General features: G+C 45.2%; 22 protein-coding genes and 1 pseudogene. 16 read left to right on the forward strand and 7 right to left on the reverse strand.

Going from position 1 to position 19,562, the window contains the following annotated elements; genetic code table 11:
- Nucleotides 1-175: 175 nt before the first annotated feature.
- Both H6F98_RS32900 and H6F98_RS24195 read right to left on the reverse strand, forming a co-directional pair.
- A pseudogene (locus H6F98_RS32900) lies at nucleotides 176-1,178 on the reverse strand (tRNA dihydrouridine synthase).
- Nucleotides 1,179-1,448: 270 nt separating this feature from the next.
- Complete coding sequence (locus H6F98_RS24195) at nucleotides 1,449-2,684, reverse strand: hypothetical protein (protein WP_192221282.1); 1,236 nt, start codon at nucleotides 2,682-2,684, stop codon at nucleotides 1,449-1,451.
- 529 nt (nucleotides 2,685-3,213) lie between these two features.
- Between H6F98_RS24195 and psb34 the strand changes: the two genes are divergently transcribed.
- Both psb34 and psbA read left to right on the forward strand, forming a co-directional pair.
- Nucleotides 3,214-3,393 (forward strand): photosystem II assembly protein Psb34, encoded by a 180-nt coding sequence (gene psb34 / locus H6F98_RS24200; protein WP_192221283.1) that lies wholly within the window; start codon nucleotides 3,214-3,216, stop codon nucleotides 3,391-3,393.
- Between the two features lie 389 nt (nucleotides 3,394-3,782).
- A complete protein-coding gene (gene psbA, locus H6F98_RS24205) occupies nucleotides 3,783-4,865 on the forward strand; it encodes a photosystem II q(b) protein (RefSeq protein WP_192218698.1) in 1,083 nt (360 codons plus the stop codon).
- A gap of 76 nt (nucleotides 4,866-4,941) precedes the next feature.
- Here the strand turns inward: psbA and H6F98_RS24210 are convergent, their stop codons facing one another.
- A complete protein-coding gene (locus H6F98_RS24210) occupies nucleotides 4,942-5,097 on the reverse strand; it encodes a hypothetical protein (RefSeq protein WP_192221284.1) in 156 nt (51 codons plus the stop codon).
- 391 nt (nucleotides 5,098-5,488) lie between these two features.
- Between H6F98_RS24210 and H6F98_RS24215 the strand changes: the two genes are divergently transcribed.
- The 3 genes from H6F98_RS24215 to H6F98_RS24225 all read left to right on the forward strand — a co-directional run bounded on the left by H6F98_RS24215 (nucleotide 5,489) and on the right by H6F98_RS24225 (nucleotide 8,810).
- On the forward strand, nucleotides 5,489-6,574 hold the full coding sequence (locus H6F98_RS24215; protein WP_199348875.1) for a hypothetical protein: 1,086 nt from the start codon (nucleotides 5,489-5,491) through the stop codon (nucleotides 6,572-6,574).
- Nucleotides 6,575-6,901: 327 nt separating this feature from the next.
- On the forward strand, nucleotides 6,902-8,434 hold the full coding sequence (gene xisF / locus H6F98_RS24220) for a fdxN element excision recombinase XisF (RefSeq protein WP_192221285.1): 1,533 nt from the start codon (nucleotides 6,902-6,904) through the stop codon (nucleotides 8,432-8,434).
- A gap of 16 nt (nucleotides 8,435-8,450) precedes the next feature.
- On the forward strand, nucleotides 8,451-8,810 hold the full coding sequence (locus H6F98_RS24225) for a hypothetical protein (protein WP_192221286.1): 360 nt from the start codon (nucleotides 8,451-8,453) through the stop codon (nucleotides 8,808-8,810).
- 41 nt (nucleotides 8,811-8,851) lie between these two features.
- Here H6F98_RS24225 and H6F98_RS24230 read toward each other — a convergent pair whose 3' ends face one another.
- Nucleotides 8,852-9,148 (reverse strand): helix-turn-helix transcriptional regulator, encoded by a 297-nt coding sequence (locus tag H6F98_RS24230; protein ID WP_192221287.1) that lies wholly within the window; start codon nucleotides 9,146-9,148, stop codon nucleotides 8,852-8,854.
- Between the two features lie 531 nt (nucleotides 9,149-9,679).
- Between H6F98_RS24230 and H6F98_RS24235 the strand changes: the two genes are divergently transcribed.
- On the forward strand, nucleotides 9,680-10,549 hold the full coding sequence (locus tag H6F98_RS24235) for a helix-turn-helix domain-containing protein (RefSeq protein ID WP_192221288.1): 870 nt from the start codon (nucleotides 9,680-9,682) through the stop codon (nucleotides 10,547-10,549).
- Entirely contained in the window at nucleotides 10,546-11,880 is a 1,335-nt protein-coding gene (dnaB, locus tag H6F98_RS24240) for a replicative DNA helicase (RefSeq protein WP_192221289.1), read from the forward strand. Before H6F98_RS24235 ends, dnaB begins: the two co-directional genes overlap by 4 nt.
- A gap of 28 nt (nucleotides 11,881-11,908) precedes the next feature.
- Here the strand turns inward: dnaB and H6F98_RS24245 are convergent, their stop codons facing one another.
- Complete coding sequence (locus tag H6F98_RS24245; RefSeq protein ID WP_192221290.1) at nucleotides 11,909-12,136, reverse strand: hypothetical protein; 228 nt, start codon at nucleotides 12,134-12,136, stop codon at nucleotides 11,909-11,911.
- 5 nt (nucleotides 12,137-12,141) lie between these two features.
- On the reverse strand, nucleotides 12,142-12,375 hold the full coding sequence (locus H6F98_RS24250; RefSeq protein WP_192221291.1) for a ribbon-helix-helix protein, CopG family: 234 nt from the start codon (nucleotides 12,373-12,375) through the stop codon (nucleotides 12,142-12,144).
- A 193-nt stretch (nucleotides 12,376-12,568) separates the two neighbouring features.
- Here H6F98_RS24250 and H6F98_RS24255 point away from each other — a divergent pair, with 193 nt between their 5' ends.
- The 8 genes from H6F98_RS24255 (at nucleotide 12,569) to H6F98_RS24285 (ending at nucleotide 18,569) form a co-directional block, all read left to right on the forward strand.
- Nucleotides 12,569-12,901 (forward strand): hypothetical protein, encoded by a 333-nt coding sequence (locus H6F98_RS24255; RefSeq protein WP_192221292.1) that lies wholly within the window; start codon nucleotides 12,569-12,571, stop codon nucleotides 12,899-12,901.
- Nucleotides 12,894-13,199 carry a hypothetical protein gene (locus tag H6F98_RS24260; protein WP_192221293.1) on the forward strand — a complete coding sequence of 102 codons (306 nt, stop codon included), beginning with the start codon at nucleotides 12,894-12,896 and terminating at the stop codon, nucleotides 13,197-13,199. Before H6F98_RS24255 ends, H6F98_RS24260 begins: the two co-directional genes overlap by 8 nt.
- A gap of 322 nt (nucleotides 13,200-13,521) precedes the next feature.
- Nucleotides 13,522-13,998 carry a hypothetical protein gene (locus H6F98_RS24265; protein WP_192221294.1) on the forward strand — a complete coding sequence of 159 codons (477 nt, stop codon included), beginning with the start codon at nucleotides 13,522-13,524 and terminating at the stop codon, nucleotides 13,996-13,998.
- A 417-nt stretch (nucleotides 13,999-14,415) separates the two neighbouring features.
- Nucleotides 14,416-15,522, forward strand: a complete 1,107-nt coding sequence (locus H6F98_RS24270) for an HNH endonuclease (protein WP_192221295.1) — start codon at nucleotides 14,416-14,418, stop codon at nucleotides 15,520-15,522.
- Between the two features lie 237 nt (nucleotides 15,523-15,759).
- On the forward strand, nucleotides 15,760-16,194 hold the full coding sequence (locus H6F98_RS24275) for a low molecular weight phosphatase family protein (RefSeq protein ID WP_192221296.1): 435 nt from the start codon (nucleotides 15,760-15,762) through the stop codon (nucleotides 16,192-16,194).
- Between the two features lie 52 nt (nucleotides 16,195-16,246).
- Nucleotides 16,247-16,378 carry a hypothetical protein gene (locus H6F98_RS34215; RefSeq protein ID WP_277927611.1) on the forward strand — a complete coding sequence of 44 codons (132 nt, stop codon included), beginning with the start codon at nucleotides 16,247-16,249 and terminating at the stop codon, nucleotides 16,376-16,378.
- A gap of 485 nt (nucleotides 16,379-16,863) precedes the next feature.
- Entirely contained in the window at nucleotides 16,864-17,187 is a 324-nt protein-coding gene (locus H6F98_RS24280; protein ID WP_192221297.1) for a hypothetical protein, read from the forward strand.
- 107 nt (nucleotides 17,188-17,294) lie between these two features.
- On the forward strand, nucleotides 17,295-18,569 hold the full coding sequence (locus H6F98_RS24285; protein WP_192221298.1) for a GTPase domain-containing protein: 1,275 nt from the start codon (nucleotides 17,295-17,297) through the stop codon (nucleotides 18,567-18,569).
- Nucleotides 18,570-18,765: 196 nt separating this feature from the next.
- Here the strand turns inward: H6F98_RS24285 and H6F98_RS24290 are convergent, their stop codons facing one another.
- Nucleotides 18,766-19,038: a hypothetical protein gene (locus tag H6F98_RS24290; RefSeq protein ID WP_192221299.1), complete on the reverse strand. Its 273-nt coding sequence runs from the start codon at nucleotides 19,036-19,038 to the stop codon at nucleotides 18,766-18,768.
- Between the two features lie 27 nt (nucleotides 19,039-19,065).
- On the opposite strand from H6F98_RS24290, the gene H6F98_RS24295 reads away from it, so the two are divergent.
- Nucleotides 19,066-19,242, forward strand: coding sequence for a hypothetical protein (locus H6F98_RS24295; protein WP_192221300.1), 177 nt, complete (start codon nucleotides 19,066-19,068; stop codon nucleotides 19,240-19,242).
- Nucleotides 19,243-19,562: the final 320 nt, after the last annotated feature.

Here is a 19,562-nt window from a genome sequence, read left to right on the forward strand (position 1 = left end):
TGAAGGTATAGCGTAAATCTGGCTAATCCCGAAAATTGACAGGATAGAGAAAGCCAAAACTCGGTGCTTATTGAGAATGAACCCGACCTTGTTGAAAAGGATTGATAAGCCGCTCTAAATTGTGCTTGAGATGTTTAAACAGTGTGAAATGAGAGTAAGAGAAATTGAACTCTAGTTAGAGGCTCTCGTAGGGTGCGAGGGCGAAATTTTTCGTCAGATCATCAAGGAAAACGCGATCACAGAGGTTAAGCAGTTCTACCTCGGTCTGCGTCTGTCGCATCCGCCGCCGGAAATCTCCTTCAGCGTCAACATTCAGGGCAATGTAGTTGAGGAACATTTTGAGATAACCGACGCGCGAGCGCATTGGCATAGTGGCGGCTGTGGGGGTTTGCCATAAACGATCAATATAGTGGCGTACCTCGACTAAAGGAACGGGCGTGATCGGTTCTCCTCGCAAAGCCTGCCGAATTTGATTAAAAAGCCAAGGATTCCCGATCACCCAACGTCCCACCATCACTCCCGCCGCGCCCGTTTGAGAAAGCACTTCTAGGGCTGTTGTCGCCGAGTGGATATTGCCATTGGCAAGCACTGGACAATCAACCCGTTTGACCGCAGAGGCAATCAAATCATATTTCACTGCCCCGTGGTACATATCTTTCACCGTGCGACCATGCAAACTCAGCAAATCAATGCTGTGGCGATTAATTAGATCGAGAATGGAGTAAAAGGTATCTGTATTTTCAAAGCCTACACGCATCTTGACCGTCAAAGGTCGATCACTGACAGCTTGCCGCAGTTCTCCCAAAAGGTGAGAGTAGCAATCCACCTCCAACATTTTTGCGATAGATTCTCGGTGCTGGACAGCCCATGTTCAAGTCAACTCCAGCGATATTATAGTTGCATAGATCAATCGCTGTTCTGACTAAGTCGGGAATGCTTTCGCCAATCATTTGAGCAAAAATGGGACGACCCGTTTCGTTTTCGGTGATGGCTGCCAGAATGCTGCGATTGAGCCTAGAGGTATCATTGACGCGGAAGTACTCGGTGAAGAAGTAGTCAGGACTACCGTAATGAGCAATGACCTTCATAAACCAGTGGTTTGTCACATCCTGCATGGGTGCAAGAGCGGTGAGGGGTAGCTCTGGATGGAGCGATGGGGGGAGCAATACCTGGGACATAGAGATTCCAGCGTTCGACAAAGCCTCACTGTATCAACTAGGGTAGTCGGTCGGGCTTCCTCTGTATGCGCTCGCGCTTTACCTCATTGAACCGACCCGGACGGCGTAGTGTGGACTTGGCTGGGGAGGGCACAGGGGGACGCGGACACCCGCTGCGGTTTACGCCAGTAGTGTGAGTTGAACAGAAAAAGCGATCGCATCTGGGCAGACACGACATTTGTGTCGCCGTTCTCCTTGCAGCTAACCTCTATTACTTTATAAATCGGGGAATTAGGCAGCGATTGAGTGGTTAATGCGATTATTGGAACTCTCTGGTGCCTTGTTGCGGACAAGACTTGCCATCTCTAATAGATGACTCCAGCGCTTTTGCACTTGTTTCGGTGTAATTTTCAGAGCGAGGGCAATCTCAAAATCGCTCAAGTCCCCCCGTTTGAGTGATAACAACTGCTGTTGCATCAGTTCAAGTTGACCGACAAATGCCTCCCACTGCGGTTCGGAAAGTCCCAACTTTTGGTCAAGGTCTGCACCTAACCATTGGTGTACCAGTTGCCAGTGACTAGAGCGAGCGAACTTTTCCACATGGTATTTAAAACGCTGTTGCAGATAATCCCGCGAACGTGGTGTTAAACCCAAAATGTCGTCGATTTCCGGGGCACTCAAGTCTTGCAGCTTTAAGATTAAGTAATCCGCACAATCATTATGACCCTGAGACTCTAGGTATTGCACCAGCTCACCAATCACGCGCTCACGCACAACCGCGTCATGAGGGTCAATAGTATCAGCAACTAAACGCTCTCGTACCTGCTGCATCACAGGTGAGCGGTTTTGCATCTGGGCTTCTTCACCTTTAGCAAACTCGGTCACCTGTTCAATGTCCATGACTGTATCGCTCGGTTGGCGTTTGGCAAAGCTTTTGGCTCTGAGTACCAGTAATTGCACAGCACCATAACGGGTCATCACCCGTCGTTTGGCGTATGCAAGAGTGAATGCCATGTATTCGGCGAGTTCAATTCTTGTACGCGGGGTGTAGTTGTCCGCTAAGTCATTTTCCCGTCTAAAGGCTTTGAGGGAATCGGCGTAAAAGTCTTGCAAGAAGTCTTCAATCAAGAGGTGTCGAGCGGCAAAGCTTAACTGCGCTCTTTCGGGTGCCACCTGACGATATATCATCACGCTGAGGTGGCTGTGTAGTTCCACACGACCTTGCTTTGAACCCAACTTATAGTACTCAATACACTTAGAGAGGCGATGACGTGCCAAGGTTAACTCCCAGGAATGGATGTCACCGCCGTTTTGGATGCGCTCACTCTTGGTACAAATCCGTTCGACTTCTACTACGATGCGGTTGATTACTGTTAGAGCATTGCTGGGTAGGGAACCAAGCTGAAGTATCAGTTCTTCTTTTAATAGCTCACTCAACGCCAATGTGTCAGTAACCGTAAGATTTTCCGGAGCGTTGTCGGTTGAGAAAGAAGTTTGATGTAGGGAGTTGGTGGTAGTGGCGTTCACGGTAAAAGCTCGGCTCCTGGCTCGAATGACGGCGGTGATGACTGTTCTCGAAGTTTGGTGTTGGGTTCACCGAAAGGAAGAGTCGTCAACAATTTGACTGTAAAGCGCAAGTGAGTGGAAGAGAGATTGGCTTGTGCAGGCAAACCTTTATGGTTGTTTAACGGCTAATCGCTCATGGGGGTGATTGGGAGTGTTGGCGGCTCTTGAAGGCTTAGTGTGAAAAGACTTGAGCGATTTTTAGGAGTATGAGTAGAGGTCGGTGTGCCGACTCACTTAAGAGTGGACAATCGACAAACTGGACTGGATGAATCAGTTGGCTGTTTCATTTCCTCGGCATACCCCAAGGGAGATGAGTATTCCTTGAATTGCTGAACACCTTCATTACATTTGTCGTGAAGGTTTACCGCGTAAGTGAGAGATTTCATATTGGAGAGAGAACCAAATCTCTAGCTCACCCCTTGCTTTTTTGTAAAGGTTAAGTTACATTTATTTACATAAAGCAACATACCAGGCTAACGAGGAAAACGACATGTACACCACAGTTAACGAAGACGGTATCCTCAACAACTACGCTCCTCAAGTCGCTGTTTACACAGCCGAGTACCCGGCTGTCTGGGAGCAGCGCCGCTATGCTCTACAAGGTGCGTTCGCTACTGTGTTCGTTGGCTTAATGATTGTGATTGCGTTTTCCGTTAGCTCTTTAGGCTAGTTCCTGTTCAAGGAAACCGCCTAAAGGGCATTGTTCGATAAATTATTTTCAATCTCCCTGCCCCAGATAGTTACTGGGGTTTGTTTTTGAAGTCAATTCCAAAAAGCTTTTCTAAGGAGTACTTCTAGGGGTACCGACTGATTTCTCCTGATGCAATCACTGTAATGGCGAATAGGAGAGAGGTAGATGCACCCTGATGATTGCCTTCACCTTAAGTGTGAGGGCTTTTTGTTTTCTTGAACTCATAAAAACCGCTTCTGTTATCAGCCAGACTTATCACTCTGATAAGGAACGCTATTGTTAACAATCTTTACAAAACTTAAACTAACCGACTATTCTGAAGACATCATCAAATTCCGACTTCATCAGTCAACCGCACTTATAAAACAATGACAACCACACTACAAAGAGAGCGCAGCGCTTCCGTATGGGAACGCTTTTGCTCCTGGGTAACCTCAACTGACAACCGCCTGTATGTAGGCTGGTTCGGCGTGTTGATGATTCCTACCCTCTTAGCTGCTACCACCTGCTTCATCATCGCCTTCATCGCTGCTCCCCCAGTAGATATTGATGGCATCCGCGAACCTGTTGCTGGTTCCTTACTCTACGGAAACAACATCATCAGTGGAGCAGTAGTTCCTTCTTCTAACGCCATCGGCTTGCACTTCTACCCAATTTGGGAAGCCGCCTCTTTAGACGAGTGGCTCTACAACGGTGGTCCTTACCAGCTCGTAATCTTCCACTTCCTCATCGGCGTATTCTGCTACATGGGACGTGAGTGGGAACTTTCCTACCGCTTAGGAATGCGTCCTTGGATTGCCGTAGCGTACAGTGCACCAGTAGCAGCAGCAACAGCAGTATTCCTCATCTACCCAATCGGACAAGGTTCCTTCTCTGATGGAATGCCCTTGGGTATCAGTGGAACATTCAACTTCATGTTCGTGTTCCAGGCGGAGCACAACATCCTGATGCACCCGTTCCACCAACTTGGTGTAGCAGGTGTATTCGGGGGTTCACTGTTCAGTGCAATGCACGGTTCCTTGGTAACTTCTTCACTGGTACGTGAGACAACTGAAACTGAATCACAGAACTACGGTTACAAGTTCGGACAAGAAGAAGAAACCTATAATATCGTTGCGGCTCACGGCTACTTCGGTCGTCTCATCTTCCAATACGCTTCGTTCAACAACAGCCGTTCACTGCACTTCTTCCTCGCGGCTTGGCCTGTCATCGGTATCTGGTTCACCGCTCTGGGTATCAGCACGATGGCGTTCAACCTGAACGGCTTCAACTTCAACCAGTCGGTCATCGATTCACAGGGTCGTGTGATTGGCACCTGGGCTGATGTGTTGAACCGCGCCAACCTGGGTATGGAAGTGATGCACGAGCGCAATGCTCACAACTTCCCTCTGGACTTGGCTGCTGGTGAGGCGACTCCGGTTGCTCTAACGGCTCCGGTTATCAATGGCTAATTTTTAAGAATCTAGCTGAACGAAAAGCGTCTCCTTTAAGGGGGCGCTTTTTGCTTTTTGCCTTAGCACAAACTAATTAACTCATTGAATTTCTGCTGGTTTTTTGGAGTGAAGTAATCATCTGTCGTTTGACGTGTGTTGCCCATAGCTCGAAGTTGAAGCTTTCACTTCCAGCAATCAGTGAACTCTCAACCGACTTACCAAGTTGACTCATTCCAGTTTTTGTCGTCATGGGGATGAATAATGAGGGTAGTGCTAGTTAATGGTGTTGCTCTGGTTAAACCTTTACCGATAGAAGTAATCGTGTTGGTTAGAGCGCTGTTGGTTAAGTCGGTCTGAGCGGAAAGTTGTTCAGACGACTCAAACGTTTGTATAAAGAGAATTCCCCAAAGTTAGTCAGCTTTTCGCACATCTAGACCCAAGTTCACAATCTCTTGATATTTCCTCGAAAGGGTTTTCCGTGTCAAAGTCTTAGCCGACCCGTCCGAACCACTTGTCAGGAGACTGATGGCAAAAACCAAACGTTCTCACTCATAACGAATGAGCGGATTGAACCTAACATTAGTACTGTTTTATGCTAAGCCAGTAAACTGGTTCTCAACCATTCGCTTCACTTGAAACCCGTGGTGTACTCCTACAAAGTACGGACTGACCTAATTCCAACTACCGAACAAGACAAAAGAACTTGTGCCGAACGGATATTTCAGCGGCAACCAGCTCTGCTAGAATTACCTCTGATTCTCGTCCCAGAGCATCTTCTTCATGTCCCAGAAGAATTTCGTCAGCAGAAGGCAGTTGTAATATCTGTCTTAAATCGATGGATGACACGAGCAAAAGAAGAAGACTTGCGACTGAATATTGAGCGACCTTGGATTCCCACAGCAGAGATATACATCCCTCACACTCTTAGGGGAAAAAGATTTTTAAAAATCGCTAAAGTGATCGGAAAAATCCCCTCCACCCTTAATATCGTCCCTAAAAACCAGAATCAGGCTTACTGGCTTCTAACTATGCGCTACTTCTGGCAGGCAAGAGGAGTACTTTTCGCTCATAAGCTTTTGGGAGTGATTCCCAACCCGATAGAAGAACAAGGAGTTCTCAGCCGTTACTTACCAGATACGAGCATCAAAAACCTGGAATTAATTACAAACATTGACTTAGCTTGCTTCCTTCTTCTAGTTAGGGGAGGGCGATACATCAGAAACTGGGCAGCAACAAATAAGATTCGCTACCCCTTCAAAAGCCCGATGGATCTATTCCTGAAAATTCAAAGGCAGAGTTTTCTACTGAGTTGGAAAGTGGGTCCAGATGACTCAGAACTCGATTGGCTATCTAATGCACAACAAAGAGATAACATTTCTGCTCGGATACGACTTCTAAAACAGAAGCGTTGGCTAGAGCCTGCTGCCGTGAGACAGCCTTACTTAGAGATGAAACAAGCCTATGTTGACTTTCTTCAGCAAGTCAGCTGGTACGGTTACTGGCTCCTGGTGCTGCGAGACCACTTTGACAACAAGCATTGGGAGAAAAACCTTCTCAGCGCTCACTGGCAGGATTACATCAATGCTTTGAAAGCTGGGAAAGAGTTATTTGTCTCGGAGTTCGACTGGCGTGGGGGACAACCCTACAAGACAAAGACAACCAGCAAGGTGCAACGAGTTGAAGGATTTATAGACTTACTGGGCTATATTCACTGGGTCTGGACGTAATATTTCTTAACAACTTCAAAAAAACTGCTGCCGTAACTGTTCGGGCTGGTAGTGTCTAGATCAAACTTTCAACGGCTTGATACACACCAGTCCACCTTATGACCAGTTTCCTCCTACCAAGAAGACAATTCACTTTAGACCCTTTAAGAACTTACTTTCTTAAAGCAAAGTGCCAACAAATCAGACTAATTAACTTAGAAAAAATAGATTTTATCGAGTTCTATTCGATAGTTTATGACATAGGTTTGTGCATACCCAGCTCCTGCTGGATATGCACAAACAACTGTTAAAATTTTCCTATGTAGCGTGAGATTTGAGATGGAAAAAATGCCTCTAGTTGTTGGTTATGCACGAGTGTCTTCCCGCGAACAAGCTGTTGATTCTCACGCTTTAGAGCAACAGATAGCCAGACTGGAATTGGCTGGCGCTACGAAAATCTTTAAAGATATTCAATCGGGAAGCAGAGATGACAGACCTGAACTTAATGAACTAATGGCTTTAGTTCATAAACGAGAAGTTGATGAGGTTATCATTACTAGAATTGATCGGCTTGCTAGGTCTTTAACTAAATTACGAGCCTGTATTGATATCTACCAAGAATCTGGCATCAACCTTAGAATTTTAGACCAGCAAATTGACTTAAATACATCACAAGGCAAGCTGATGGCTAATGTCTTGGGTTCCCTTGCTGAATGGGAAACAGACCTGTTATCAGAACGAATTCAACACGGTAAGCAACACCGCAGAAGTAAGAAAAAAGCTTGTGAATCATCTCCCTGGGGTTATCGAGTCATTCACGACAAATATGAACTAGATAATCGCCCCTTTCTCTGCCTCATCGAAAACCGACCCGCCAACTATCTAGACCTTTACAACGAAGCTCCCGAAAAGCTTCCGGGTCTAACAGTTAAACAAATTGCCAGAGACTGTGTTGATATCTTTTTTCAGGAGAAAGGGGTAAGTCGGGCAGTCCGAGCGATTTTCAAAAAATATGGCATCACCAAGACAAGTGCCCACAAAAACGGTCTTGATGGGATATTTCATTGGACACCTGGTGGCTTTAATCGCTGGTTAACTAACCCAGTGCTGTGTGGTCACACCGTTTATTTCAAAAAGATTACCACGGGCAAGGGGAAGAGAAAGCTAAATGACCCTGCTAACTGGCAAATTATTCAGAACACCCACCCTGCTCATCAGCTCCTTACAGATGAAGAAGCATTAGAGATTAAGCAAATCATCAAGTTTAACACCAGGATTGGAGCTCCTAGCTTTAATAATGACCCCAATCGTCTTGATTCTTATCGAGAACACACCTATCAGAGTGGACTGGTTTTCTGCGCTGAGTGTGGTTCCAAATGCATCTCCAAGAGTGCTAAGACAAGACAAAAACAAGGACATTATTACTATTTTGCTTGTAGATATGCCGGGATGGGATGTGGGAACCTCAAATCGACTCGGAAACAAAATATTGAGTCAGCTTTGATTAAAACCTTAGTGCAGAGGTCAGCAACACTCGCTCAGTCATCAGACCCTCAAAAACCCGTCTCACAAGAGAAATCAGAGAAGCTGAAAAAGTTGGAATCCCGGTTGGCAGCACTGGAAAAGATTCAGGACTTCGACCCAGACCTGGAAAATCTCAAGGATAAGACTCGTCAACAAATTGCGGAGGAAATCAACCCTTTTGTCTCCGACTCACTCTTGAACAAAACTGCCGAAGAACTGATTCGTGCTGGGAACAATCTCGCTATCTGGCATACGCTCTCGAACGATGACAAAGTCAAGATTTACCACAAGTTAGTCCAACGAATTACTATCCGCAATGGTGAAGTTGAATCAGTCATTCTTAAAATCTCAGTTTGAACCAACCTTGAATTCTATGAATACGCAAGAAATTTTCTACCTCAATAAGCTTCGCTGTGAAGTGGCGATGCAGCAAGCTTTAAAATCCTGGCAACCCAAACCACAATTTGAGGGAGTTGAGTGTCCGAGATGTCAATCAAGGAAGATTGTTAAAGATGGTAGCCCTGGAGGTACACGACGGTATTTCTGCAATGGCTGTCGCCGTGCTTTCAAGGAAAGACCAAAAATCGAGTGTCATTGTTTGATTCCTGGTCAACAGCCTCATTGTCAAGACTGCCCACAGTTCAAGGAGTTTTTAGCTCTGGTTGAGCAGAAGGTAGATGGCTTGCGAGGACTGAATCAGCAGGAATTACAAAGCCTCCTTTCCCCTTCTTAAGCGATTTCTTAAGCATCGCAGAGCAACTGCCATGAAGTCAATTATTTCAAAACAAGAGCCTTTGTTGGTGAATCTGACTTTAACTGAGAAGCCGCCATTACGATGAGGTCGTAGAGCTGTTCATCAGACATCCGCTGTACTGCCAGATTGCACCAGTAGCTGTGATACACATCAGGCGGCAACGCATCAATTAGCTTCTCAAAATTTTCCAGAGACACTTCACCCCCGTTCCGCAGGCGAGAGATTTGAGCCTCAGTAACACCAGAAGCTTGGCTTAGCTGCTTAGCCGTGAATTTGCAATCATCAAGAGCTTTAAATAAGGCGCTTCTAGGCTTCATGGAAAGATTCTAGCGTGATTGACGCAAATTGTAATTTCGGTATAGTAGTCTTGATTTAAGTGATAATTCCCTTTAGAGCAATTGTCAGGAATGTTAACAGTGAGGGAGGCACTGCATGTACACCAATCCTAGCACTTGGCTGCATTTTTCATCCATTGGCTGTTTTTTTCATCCATTGGCTGTTTTTTTCATCCATTGGCTGTTTTTTTCATCCATTGGCTGTTTTTTTCATCCATTGGCAGCCTTTTTCATCCAATGGATGAAAAAGGCTGACAAAGCTGGAGGCAGAAGAGTCGCTCTTCATAGGTGCAACCATTCTTTGAAGACGCTTTGCTAAGGCAAGAGCTGACACCGAATTATTTCAACGACAAGCCAACCGCAATGTGACGGCATTCGATACCAGTAGACCCTAAGGACTACGCCAGTGCTGGGAACCCATTACTCCATCAGCTTGCACGTAGTGGGCTTAAAAATCAGCCCAACTTCAGAGTCAATGAGGTACGAGGTATTTTTTATTATCGATATCCCATTATGACAAAGACAAAAATTCAGGGGAAGTTTTACCCGCTAAAGCATGACGAATGGCTTAGAGCTTGCCGAGAACTTACCCCAGCACAGCGAGACGTGCTGTACTTTGTTAGGACTTTAGATCCTTACGGAGACGGTCTGGACATCTCAATAGCTGAAATAGCGAGGCAGTTATCAACCGATAAGAGAACAGTTCACCGTTCGACAGTTAGCCGTGCCCTCAAAGAACTTGATGCCAATGGCTTTATTGATCTGGAGTTGTTAATGGTTAGGCTCAACATCAAGGCTAAAGGGATTCATTATTGGGATAGCGAAGCGTTATCCCTACCCTTCGGGAACGCCTCCGGAGTACAGGATGCGTCGCTTAGAGCGATGCAAGGAGCGTCTGAGACATCAGCGTTGCCTAGAGACAACAAGCGTGATCATGACGCAACAGTGTTGCCTAGAGACAACGAGCGTGATCATGACGCAACAAGCGTGATCACTACGCAACAAGCGCGATCGCTACGCAACAAACGAGAGCCACAAGCCTCACCAAATCATGATTCCAACTCTCTAAGACTTAATAAGACTTATAAAGACTTTATAGACTCTCTCTGTAAAACCAAGAGAGAGAAGTTTTTAGAGTTTGGATTGAGAAAAGCAGCAGAACTACCTAAGCCGCCAGCACTTCCCAAAAAGTGGATCGAGCGAAATTGGCAAGAGCTAAGGGAAGAGTTTTTTACCACATCGTCTCAAACACCAAACCAGGTTGACCCTGCCCAATCAGAACGAGAGCAGCAAGAACAGATAAATGCAGCCCGGAAAGAACTAGCTGAACTGCAAAAGCGACAGCAGAGTTGGACACAGCAGGGTCAGGGGGCAAGAGGGTGATTAATTTTTCCTTTGCCAACAACCTCCCGCCTCAAAACGTTGATGCTGAGGAATCGATTCTCGGAGGCATTCTGCTAGACCCGGAAGCCATTGGTAGGGTGGCTGAGCTTCTTCGTGCGGAAGCTTTTTACATCAATGCCCACAAAGAAATCTACAAAGCTACCTTAGTTCTCCATAACCAGGGTAAGCCGACGGATTTGATGAGCGTCACAACCTGGCTTTCTGACCATGAATTATTGGAGAAAGTTGGCGGTCAGAGCAAGTTAGCCCAATTAGTTGAGCGTACCGTGTCAGCGGTCAATATTGATCGCTACGCGGCGCTGGTGATGGATAAGTACCTCCGCCGTCAGATGATTCAGGCAGGAAACGAGATTGTTCAGCTAGGTCACGAGACATCAATTGAGTTAGAAACTGTCCTCGACCAGGCAGAACAAAAGGTTTTCGGTGTCAGCACCCAAAAGGCATCAGAACGCTACCAGCTAGAAGACGCCTCAGAGATGGGCATCCCTCTGTTTGCCAGCATCGAGACTGGGAAAAGGGCAGGTGAGTTAATGGGCTGGTACGACCTTGAAGCGTTAACCGGCGGGAAGCACCGCAAGACACTGACCGTGATTGGGGGTGCGACCTCAATGGGAAAAAGCCAAGCTATGGTGGGGTTGGGACACGCCATTGTGACTATACTCAACCAGCCAGTTTTGTTCTTCTCCTGCGAGATGGATAAAGACTCAATTAACCAGCGACTCCTCGCTCGTCTTTCAAGCATCGATAACAGCCGCCTGTTTAAAGGATCACTGCCTGAAGGCGTAAAAGAGGACGAGTGGGAGTTGCTAGCGCAAGCAATACATATATTTAGCAATTTGCCCTGGATGATCTATGACGAGCCTAACCCGTCGATTACTACCATTCGCTCCGTTGTCAAGCAGGCGACTTTAAGGCGCGGACAACTAGGAGCAGTGTTTCTCGACTACGTGCAGATGCTCAGTCTGGGTTCGGCAGCTCAGAACCGAAATCTAGAACTGGGGCAGATTACACGAGAGCTGAGGGCGATCGCTAAGGACTTTGATGTTGCTTTCTACCTTGGCTCTCAGATTAATCGGGAGGTTGAAAAGCGCAGCAACAAACGCCCAACGAAGGCGGATTTGAGAGACTCTGGGGAGATTGCAGAGGTAGCAGATGCGGTAATCATGCTCTACCGCGACGCTTACTATAGCAAAAATTCCCACGACAACACGATTGAGTTCATTGTTGACAAAAACCGGATTTACGGAAAAGTTGGCACGGCAAAGATGCTTGTCAACCTTGAGACTTCCAGATTTGTGCCCATTGCTTGAGTTCGGCAAGCCGTAAGTGAATAACTTCCTATACACCACCATCTTCTGGCAGTCTTTTCCGCGCCCGTTCTAGTGCCTCTATCTCTGCCTGCCATTGGTCAATCAGCTTCTGGTTACGCAAACTTGCGGAACGCTGCTGTTCGCCTTGCAGTGCTATTGTCTTTTGTTCAATAGCATCATTTATAGCCTGGACTACTATTGCTATATCCCCAGAAGGTGGAGTAACACTCTCCAGTATGTTCAACCGCTTTTTCACTGCCGCTAACTGGCTTTGTAAGTGGTCCAGGCTGTCAATTTTTTTTCAACAATTTCCAAGCGTTTCTTAAAGGCTTCCAACTCTGAGTTGATACCAACAGATGAAGTTTTCCCTAAGTAAACCTCAATTGCCTCTAGTAGCACTTGGGAACGGGTACGGCCCGTTGACTGGCAAATAGTATCAATCTCTGCCAGATATTCCGGTGAAACGCGACACCCGATCATCGGGTTTTCTGCCATGACTCAACCTAAAGATAACGTTGTTAACAACGGGATTGCATGGCTAATAGCTTATAGCTTATTGTTGTGTTAGCAATGAAAACAGCGTTTTCATTGCTTGAATTTCTCTTAAAGCAGAAGCCAGCGCGGGTTGTGTGGAAGCTTCCGAGCGCTGGCTTCTGGCTCCAAGTTAACCAAGGAGACGAATTCAATCATGAACGATTCAGTTCAACACCAGCAAGTTATTGAGCTAGCTGGAGTAAGTGAAGGCATTGCTCATCAGGAAGAAGGTAGTCCACAGCATCCCCCTAAGTTTTCTATTGGGGATGAAGTTATTTGGGCTTATGTAAAAGCCCATGACTACGGGATGATAGTAGACTGCGTGTGGACAACTGGAACTGTCCATAAGGTGACAGGCTGGCATTACCTAGTAGGCTTGCATCCGAATAGCTTCAGCTATTCCTTCTGCCAAAAAGATTGGGCTTACGAACAAGACCTCGAATTGTTAGGCGAGTTCAACAAGCTGGAGGGTAAGTCCCTTGAGTAGAGAAAACGAAGAGACAGCAGCGTTCCAGAACTGGATGTGGGGTCGCATGTCCCCAAACGACTTTGCCATCGTTTGGGCACCCGTAGGTTATAGAGAGATTGGGCTAGTGTGCGGAGTTTCTGCCTCAACTGTACAGCACTGGTTTTCTGACCCCAGCGCTACTTCCCATCGAGAGCCTTCTGATAGACCTCAACGCCTTCTAGCGCTAACAGATTGGTGGTTGAGAACGTTCAATTTCACTCCCAGGCAGCTTTCAGCACAATTTGAGCAATATTTGCGTCAGCGCTCACTTGAATAAGCTGTCGTGAAGGCGTTTCTTTCAAAAGGCATCAACCTTTAAGGTGACGATTGGCAGTCTAATCTCCTAGCTCTCAAGGAGATGGAGACTTGTTGCACTTTGGTTGAGTTCAAAGGTGACGCTTGAAGCAGTAACCGCCTGAAAAACGTATCAACTTCCAAATTGACCATAAGCACAGCTTGGCGAATGCCTACCAACCCAGCTCTCACCACTCTCTGTAGACAGCCCGTCACAGAGCGATAGCGCCAGAGCAACTGAAGGTATTTCGCCTTTCCTCATTCCAAAAAACAACCATTAACTCATCTAGTAATACCTGCCACTGATGAAACATCGTGATTGGCTTCGCCTCAAGCGTGAAGGCGAAAATGTTTGTGCTGTCCTACGGCTCAAAGGCTATCAATGCCACAAGCTAAAGAGTCGCCTGTCCTGGAAAGTCACCTTTGGCGATAACTCTTATGTCCTGACCTGGCTACCAGCGCCAGTGAGTGATTGGAATCTGGGTCCCAAAGATAACAGCCCCGCCTGGGAACAGATGTGGGCAATTGTGCAGAGTACCTTAAAGACCGATGGCGGGAAAGCTATATCTCATCAACGAATTGAGCAACCGGGAGATTACACTCGTCCCTGGGCGATTGTCCGACTCCTGCCCAAAGCTCAACATTACACTGTTGCCCGGTTTGCTAATCGCCAAGATGCTCAAGACCACAAAAGAATTTTGCAACGGTTTATACCAACCGCTTCTTTTGAGGTTGTTTTTGATGCGCCCGTAACAAGCTGCCCAAGCAACACCGACTCTTGAGCCATATAGCTGAGTTGGAGGGCAAGTCTCACTCAGGCTTTTAAAGCTACGCAAGCACTTGATGACAAGCTCCCGGCATTACTCCGAGTAGCACAATTTGAGCAATCTGAACGGCAGTGAGTGCTCAAATAAGCTGTCATCAGGGCGTTTTTTTGGAGAAGCTTCAGGATGTAAGGTAACGCCAAGCCAATCGAATTTCCCGACTAAGCCGTAGCCTGTTGCCGCTTTATAAGTGTTTATTTATGCCTATGAAACCGTTCGTCTAAAAAACTGAGTGCCTTTTCCCAACAAAAAGCCGCTGGCTCCACCACTGACTCCTCATTCTTTTTGGAGTGGAACGGCGACTAGATTCTCTTGAAAGATTTTCAACCAAAGCTTTATAGCACTTGCTTTAAGACTGATTATTACTCTTAAGAAATGATGATGTCATCAAACTTCAACGAGCCTAGCCTGAGAGCACAGGTCTTCAACCTAAACACAGCGACAGTTTCTATTGAGCAAATTCCTTGCCATCAAATGGTGAAACCGAGTACTCCCGTCAGTGAACTGACATCTGTCCAAGTCTCTCGCCTCACCAGGATTTATCACAAGGTCGGCTATGTCATTGACGAAAAGCTTTCGGATTGGCTTAAAGATTTTACTTATGACTTTCACCCAGAGCGGGAAATTCAGATTTGGGAAGACATTGCCGCTGTCTTTGCGAGATATACCAAAAGCTATCAACTAACCCTCACGCAAAAGCGAGAAGTTGTTAGGAGATTAATCAAGCTGGTGGGAGGAGAAAAACAGGAGGATTCTGTCTCTGTAGAATTACTAAAACTCTTACAACAGGAGCAAGCTGACAAGTTTTTTATTCGACCCAACAAGCAACTATCTCTTGGGGAAAACCTTGATTTTAGAAGGTTTGCTCAAATTTACCAAGAATATGTGTCACGCCACGGGGTATCCAGCGACGATAACAAAGATGACCTTTTCGTCGCTTTGACGCGCCTGTTGGAATACAAGATTCCATCTACTAAACTTGGGATAGAATTACTAGAAATCTGGGAAGGTCTAGTACAGTCGGAGTCGGGATATGAGCAAGATTTCAACCCAGACGATATAAAAGATGAAAGGCAAAAGAGCGCCAAAGCCACTGTTGTTCGTCCGGGTCAAAAAAGGTTTAAGCGCCTGTTGATAGAAGCTTATGGTGGGTGTTGCTCAATTACAGGTTGCTCTTTTGAACCTGTTTTAGAAGCGGCTCACATCATTCCCTATCTCGGTCCGAAAACTGACCATCCAGCCAACGGACTGTTGCTGCGTATGGACATCCATAAACTCTTCGATGCTCACTACCTGAGTATCAATCCCTTAACGAATCAGGTTGAGATTGCCCCCTGTTTGAAAGAGACCTATTACTCTAAGCTAGCGGAGCAAGCGTTAAGGCTGCCTCGGAGTAAAACAGCAAGACCGAATAGAAAAGCCCTCGAAAAGCACTACCAAAAGTTTTCCGAGCTAGCTGACCCTGGGAAACTCATTCAATAATTGTTCCCTAGCCAACGCTAATTGGAGAAAATCATCAGAATCGAATTGCATAGAGATAATGTTGCTCGTTACGAATCGAAAGTGAGCGCCTGAACAACTGTTACACTAACCACCAACCAATGAACAATTCTCTTGAGGGTTAAATCTTTTGCCGCACGGTCGATTCGATTAAGTTATCTGATAAACTCAAGGGCACAATGGCTAGCGTTATTAGCTTTTTCAAATCGGTGAGGACGGATGAAAACGCTGTTGTTTCTCTGCACGGGCAATTACTACCGCAGCCGATTTGCCGAACATTTATTCAATGTATTGGCTCCCAAGCATGGGTTAAATTGGATAGCTACCTCTCGCGGACTAGCGCTGGAACGGGGTGTGAATAATGTCGGAGCTATCTCCCAGCACGCCCTCATGGGTTTAACCGAGCGCGGAGTAAGCATGGCACTCGATCTACGCTATCCTCTTTCCCTAACTGAAGCCGATTTGGTGGCAGCCTCCAAGATTATTGCCGTTGATGAGTCAGAACACCTCCCTTTAATCGTCGAGCGCTTCCCTACCTGGAAAGATGCGATCGAATACTGGCGTGTTCACGATGTCGAGTACACTCTCCCCGATTCAGCACTCCAGCAAATCGAGTACAACATCCAGCAACTAATCGAGCAACTGGCGAAATAATCGGTTCGCGAGCGCCTAAGCCTGATGCAGCGCTTTAGCTGAACCTAGAGATTTGGCTGATTTTGGTGGGACAGATGAATTACTACAAACTGAGATTAAGGCAAAAGTGGTGGTAGAACAGATGGAACTACCCTTGGCATACGAACAACAGACTCTAGACTTAAACCTTGATACTGAAAACTAATTGGCAGACTGAACCGAAAATTAAACTTTAGAGAATCTTTACTTAAGCCTGTTATGACTCCCTCCGTTTCGGGAACTATTAAGGTAACGATAGAAGTTGAGAACTGATGAATAAGGGTTCGTTGCTATAGACTAATCCGTGATTTAAATCACATAGAAGTATACAGAAAATATACATTACGCATACGCGATTGCCTCTATCAACTGTCTAATCTAAAAGTAGAAGTAAATTACTTCGCCTAACATTAAACCTTATAGACAACAGCACTGTGAAGTCGTACCTCCCCCAATTCGCGGCGCATATACTGAGGAGAATTAGATAAAAGTGTTTCTAAAAATCTGCACAAATTATTTTTCTTCAGCCATCCGAAAAACTGCCAATAGCTTGTGAATCTATTTAAGAGAACTGATTGAAGATTATCTAAACTCCCAAGGATTAAAAGCAACTGCATTGTCTGGCTCAAAAAACTGAAAGGAGAAAAACTAATGGACGCATTACAACTTCAAGCAGCAATCGAGCAGATTTTGAACTACATTTTCAGTCAAGGTCCTGATGCCATACAGCAGCTTATAGAAATCTTACAAATGATTGCTCAAGGAGCTGCCTCACTTGGAGCAATTGCCACCTTGATTGCCAAATCACCTGTACTTATGGAAGTCGTCAATCAGTTGCTAGCTCTAATTAGCTCAGGAGCAGGAATACCTGAAATAGCATCAGCTTTAGTAGAGTTGGTTGCTACGTTGGGAATATCAGCTGAAGCACTAATTCATTTGCTGCAAATGATTGGTGGCTTTCTACTCTTGTTTTAATTCCTGCACGAAATGAACACTAGCGATTGTGCGTTGAGTCTTCATCATCTTTATCAAAATTTCATGATTTAGCTGTTAGTTCAGTTTCACTGAAGGGATTAATGAGTATGGCAATGTTTAACTACTTTGGGATAAAGCAATCTACAATGTCTATTAATAACCAATCATTTGATGGATTTGGTAAAGCTTATCAAGCAGCACTTAAGCCAATCAAAAATTGCAACGTTTTAGTTATTGGTAATACAGGGATAGGAAAAAGCACACTGATCAGATCTGTTACCCAGAGTGAAGTTAGCCAGTCAATTACCAATAAAATTACACCCTACACTAAAGCGGGATTGCCTATAAGTCTTTATGACACTTGCGGTCTTGAAAAGGATGAGAAACAGCGAAGACAGGTGAAGCAAAAGATTGCTGAATTCATTAAACAGAATAAGCAAAAAGAACCAAAAGACCATATTCATGTGGTGTGGTATTGTGTCAGTGCAATGCTTCCCAGAATTTCTGAAATTGATAAAAAATGGATTAACGATTTATCCAAAGAATTACCTGTTATCCTTGTCATAACTAGGTCTTTAAGTCAGCAACATACTCGTTTTCAATCTGAATTAGAGGATATCAACTTACCCGTTCGCAAAATTGTACCTATTTTGGCAGAACAGGAAGTTACAGATGTTGGTTCGGTTCCAGCACATGGTCTAGTCTCTTTAAAAACAGCGACAGAAGGACTACTCGATGAAGTTGCGAAAAAGGCGACTATTTATGCTGTTGATAATAAGGGAAGCCAAGCTGTAAATTTAAGTATTCGTTATGGCTTGGTTGCTCTAGGCGTTCGTGCCGTACCAATTCCAATAGCCAACACGTTTGTCTCATCTTTGCTGCAATCTCGTATGCTTGAAGATATCTCTAAGCTTTTTGGGGTTAAGCTTGAACGAGAACTGCTCCAACAAGTTTATACAGCAGAAGTAGGCGCAACAGGCATAATTAGTTTATTCCTAGAAAATATTTTAAAAAATCTTCCTAACCAAAATTTGCCAGTGACTGAACTTTTGGCTAACCTAGCACAGATAATATCTTTCTTACCAGGAAATTCGCCTTTTGAGGATTACTTGGTAAAGATGGTATTTAGTTTCTCGGAAGCGATACCTGGGCAGTTGCCAATAATAGGAGCAGTGACTAACATATCTACAGCCTTATTGGTAGGGCTAACAGCTATTGCTTATATTGAAACCCTCAAAGACTGTAAAAAAGCTGAATACGAGACAGGAAGACCAGTATCTTCTTCAGAGATATTAAATAAGTTCGAGCAGAAGTACAAAGACATATTGGAATGGTTCCAATGTGGAAACAGTGACTGGAATTGGAGTACGGCAAGCGTTTAGTTGATGAGGATGTTTGATTTGCCTGAATGCTAGAAGACAAAATTAGCTGGTGAAATAACAGCAATGCTTCCCTATCTTCGCGATCACTCCTGGCGAATCAGCTACTCCAGCAATGAGAACAATCCCATTGCTGACTTTTTATCCAGAGGTATTTGATGAAATGCCTTCGCTGCGGTTGATGAGCTTTGGGGAGCCATTATTCGAGGAGTTGCTCTCGAATGTCATCACAAAGGTGACAGCATCCCACTAGTGAGTAGGGACCACGCGGAAACGGTTTTAAGCCTGTTGTCGGGAGAGATTGCTTTAGAAACCCTCTTTTATCGCTGGCACTGTACTTCAAGGAACGGGGGTCTTGAGTCCCAAAATGCTTAAGAACTCGCTGCTTATGTTTGCCGGATTCATCCCGATAATTTTCAACTTCCTGATAATAAATGTGTTCCCCAACCTTCTTGCTGCGAATGAAGCTCATCTGTGGTGACTAATAAACTGGGCTGTGGTGACTAATAGTAACTCAGATGACCCAACTTTTGTGGTGACTAACAACGGGTCTGTGGTGACTAATGGTAACTCAGATGACCCAACTGGCGAGCCGCAGCGAGTAATGTATCTATTTCCTGAAATAGACACAAAGCAAAAAGCGCTCTACTTTAGACCAGCTAGGACTGTTGTCTGATTGAATAGATTATGGAAACAAAGATTATCAGTTGCTCAACTGTAGTAACAAATTTGTTACTACGCTAATGCTCTTTAAGCGGAGTCTTAAGAAATATTTTTGATAAGGGTCTGATGCCTACAACGTCCCAAAAAGATAGAAAGATGGGGTTTTAGGGACATAGATAAAGTTACGAGTTGTTGGTACAGATTTTCAGCCGGAAAGGGGTAGTCGAGAGCCAGGTGGAGACAGTATCAAAAAATGGTCGTTTTAATGACACAGACCTAACTCTCGGCTTAGTTTTATCCCTTAGAAAATACTCAGTCCACGCCATTTGGCTT

The organism is Microcoleus sp. FACHB-SPT15, from assembly GCF_014849525.1.
GTDB classification, from domain to species: domain Bacteria; phylum Cyanobacteriota; class Cyanobacteriia; order Cyanobacteriales; family Coleofasciculaceae; genus Symplocastrum; species Symplocastrum torsivum.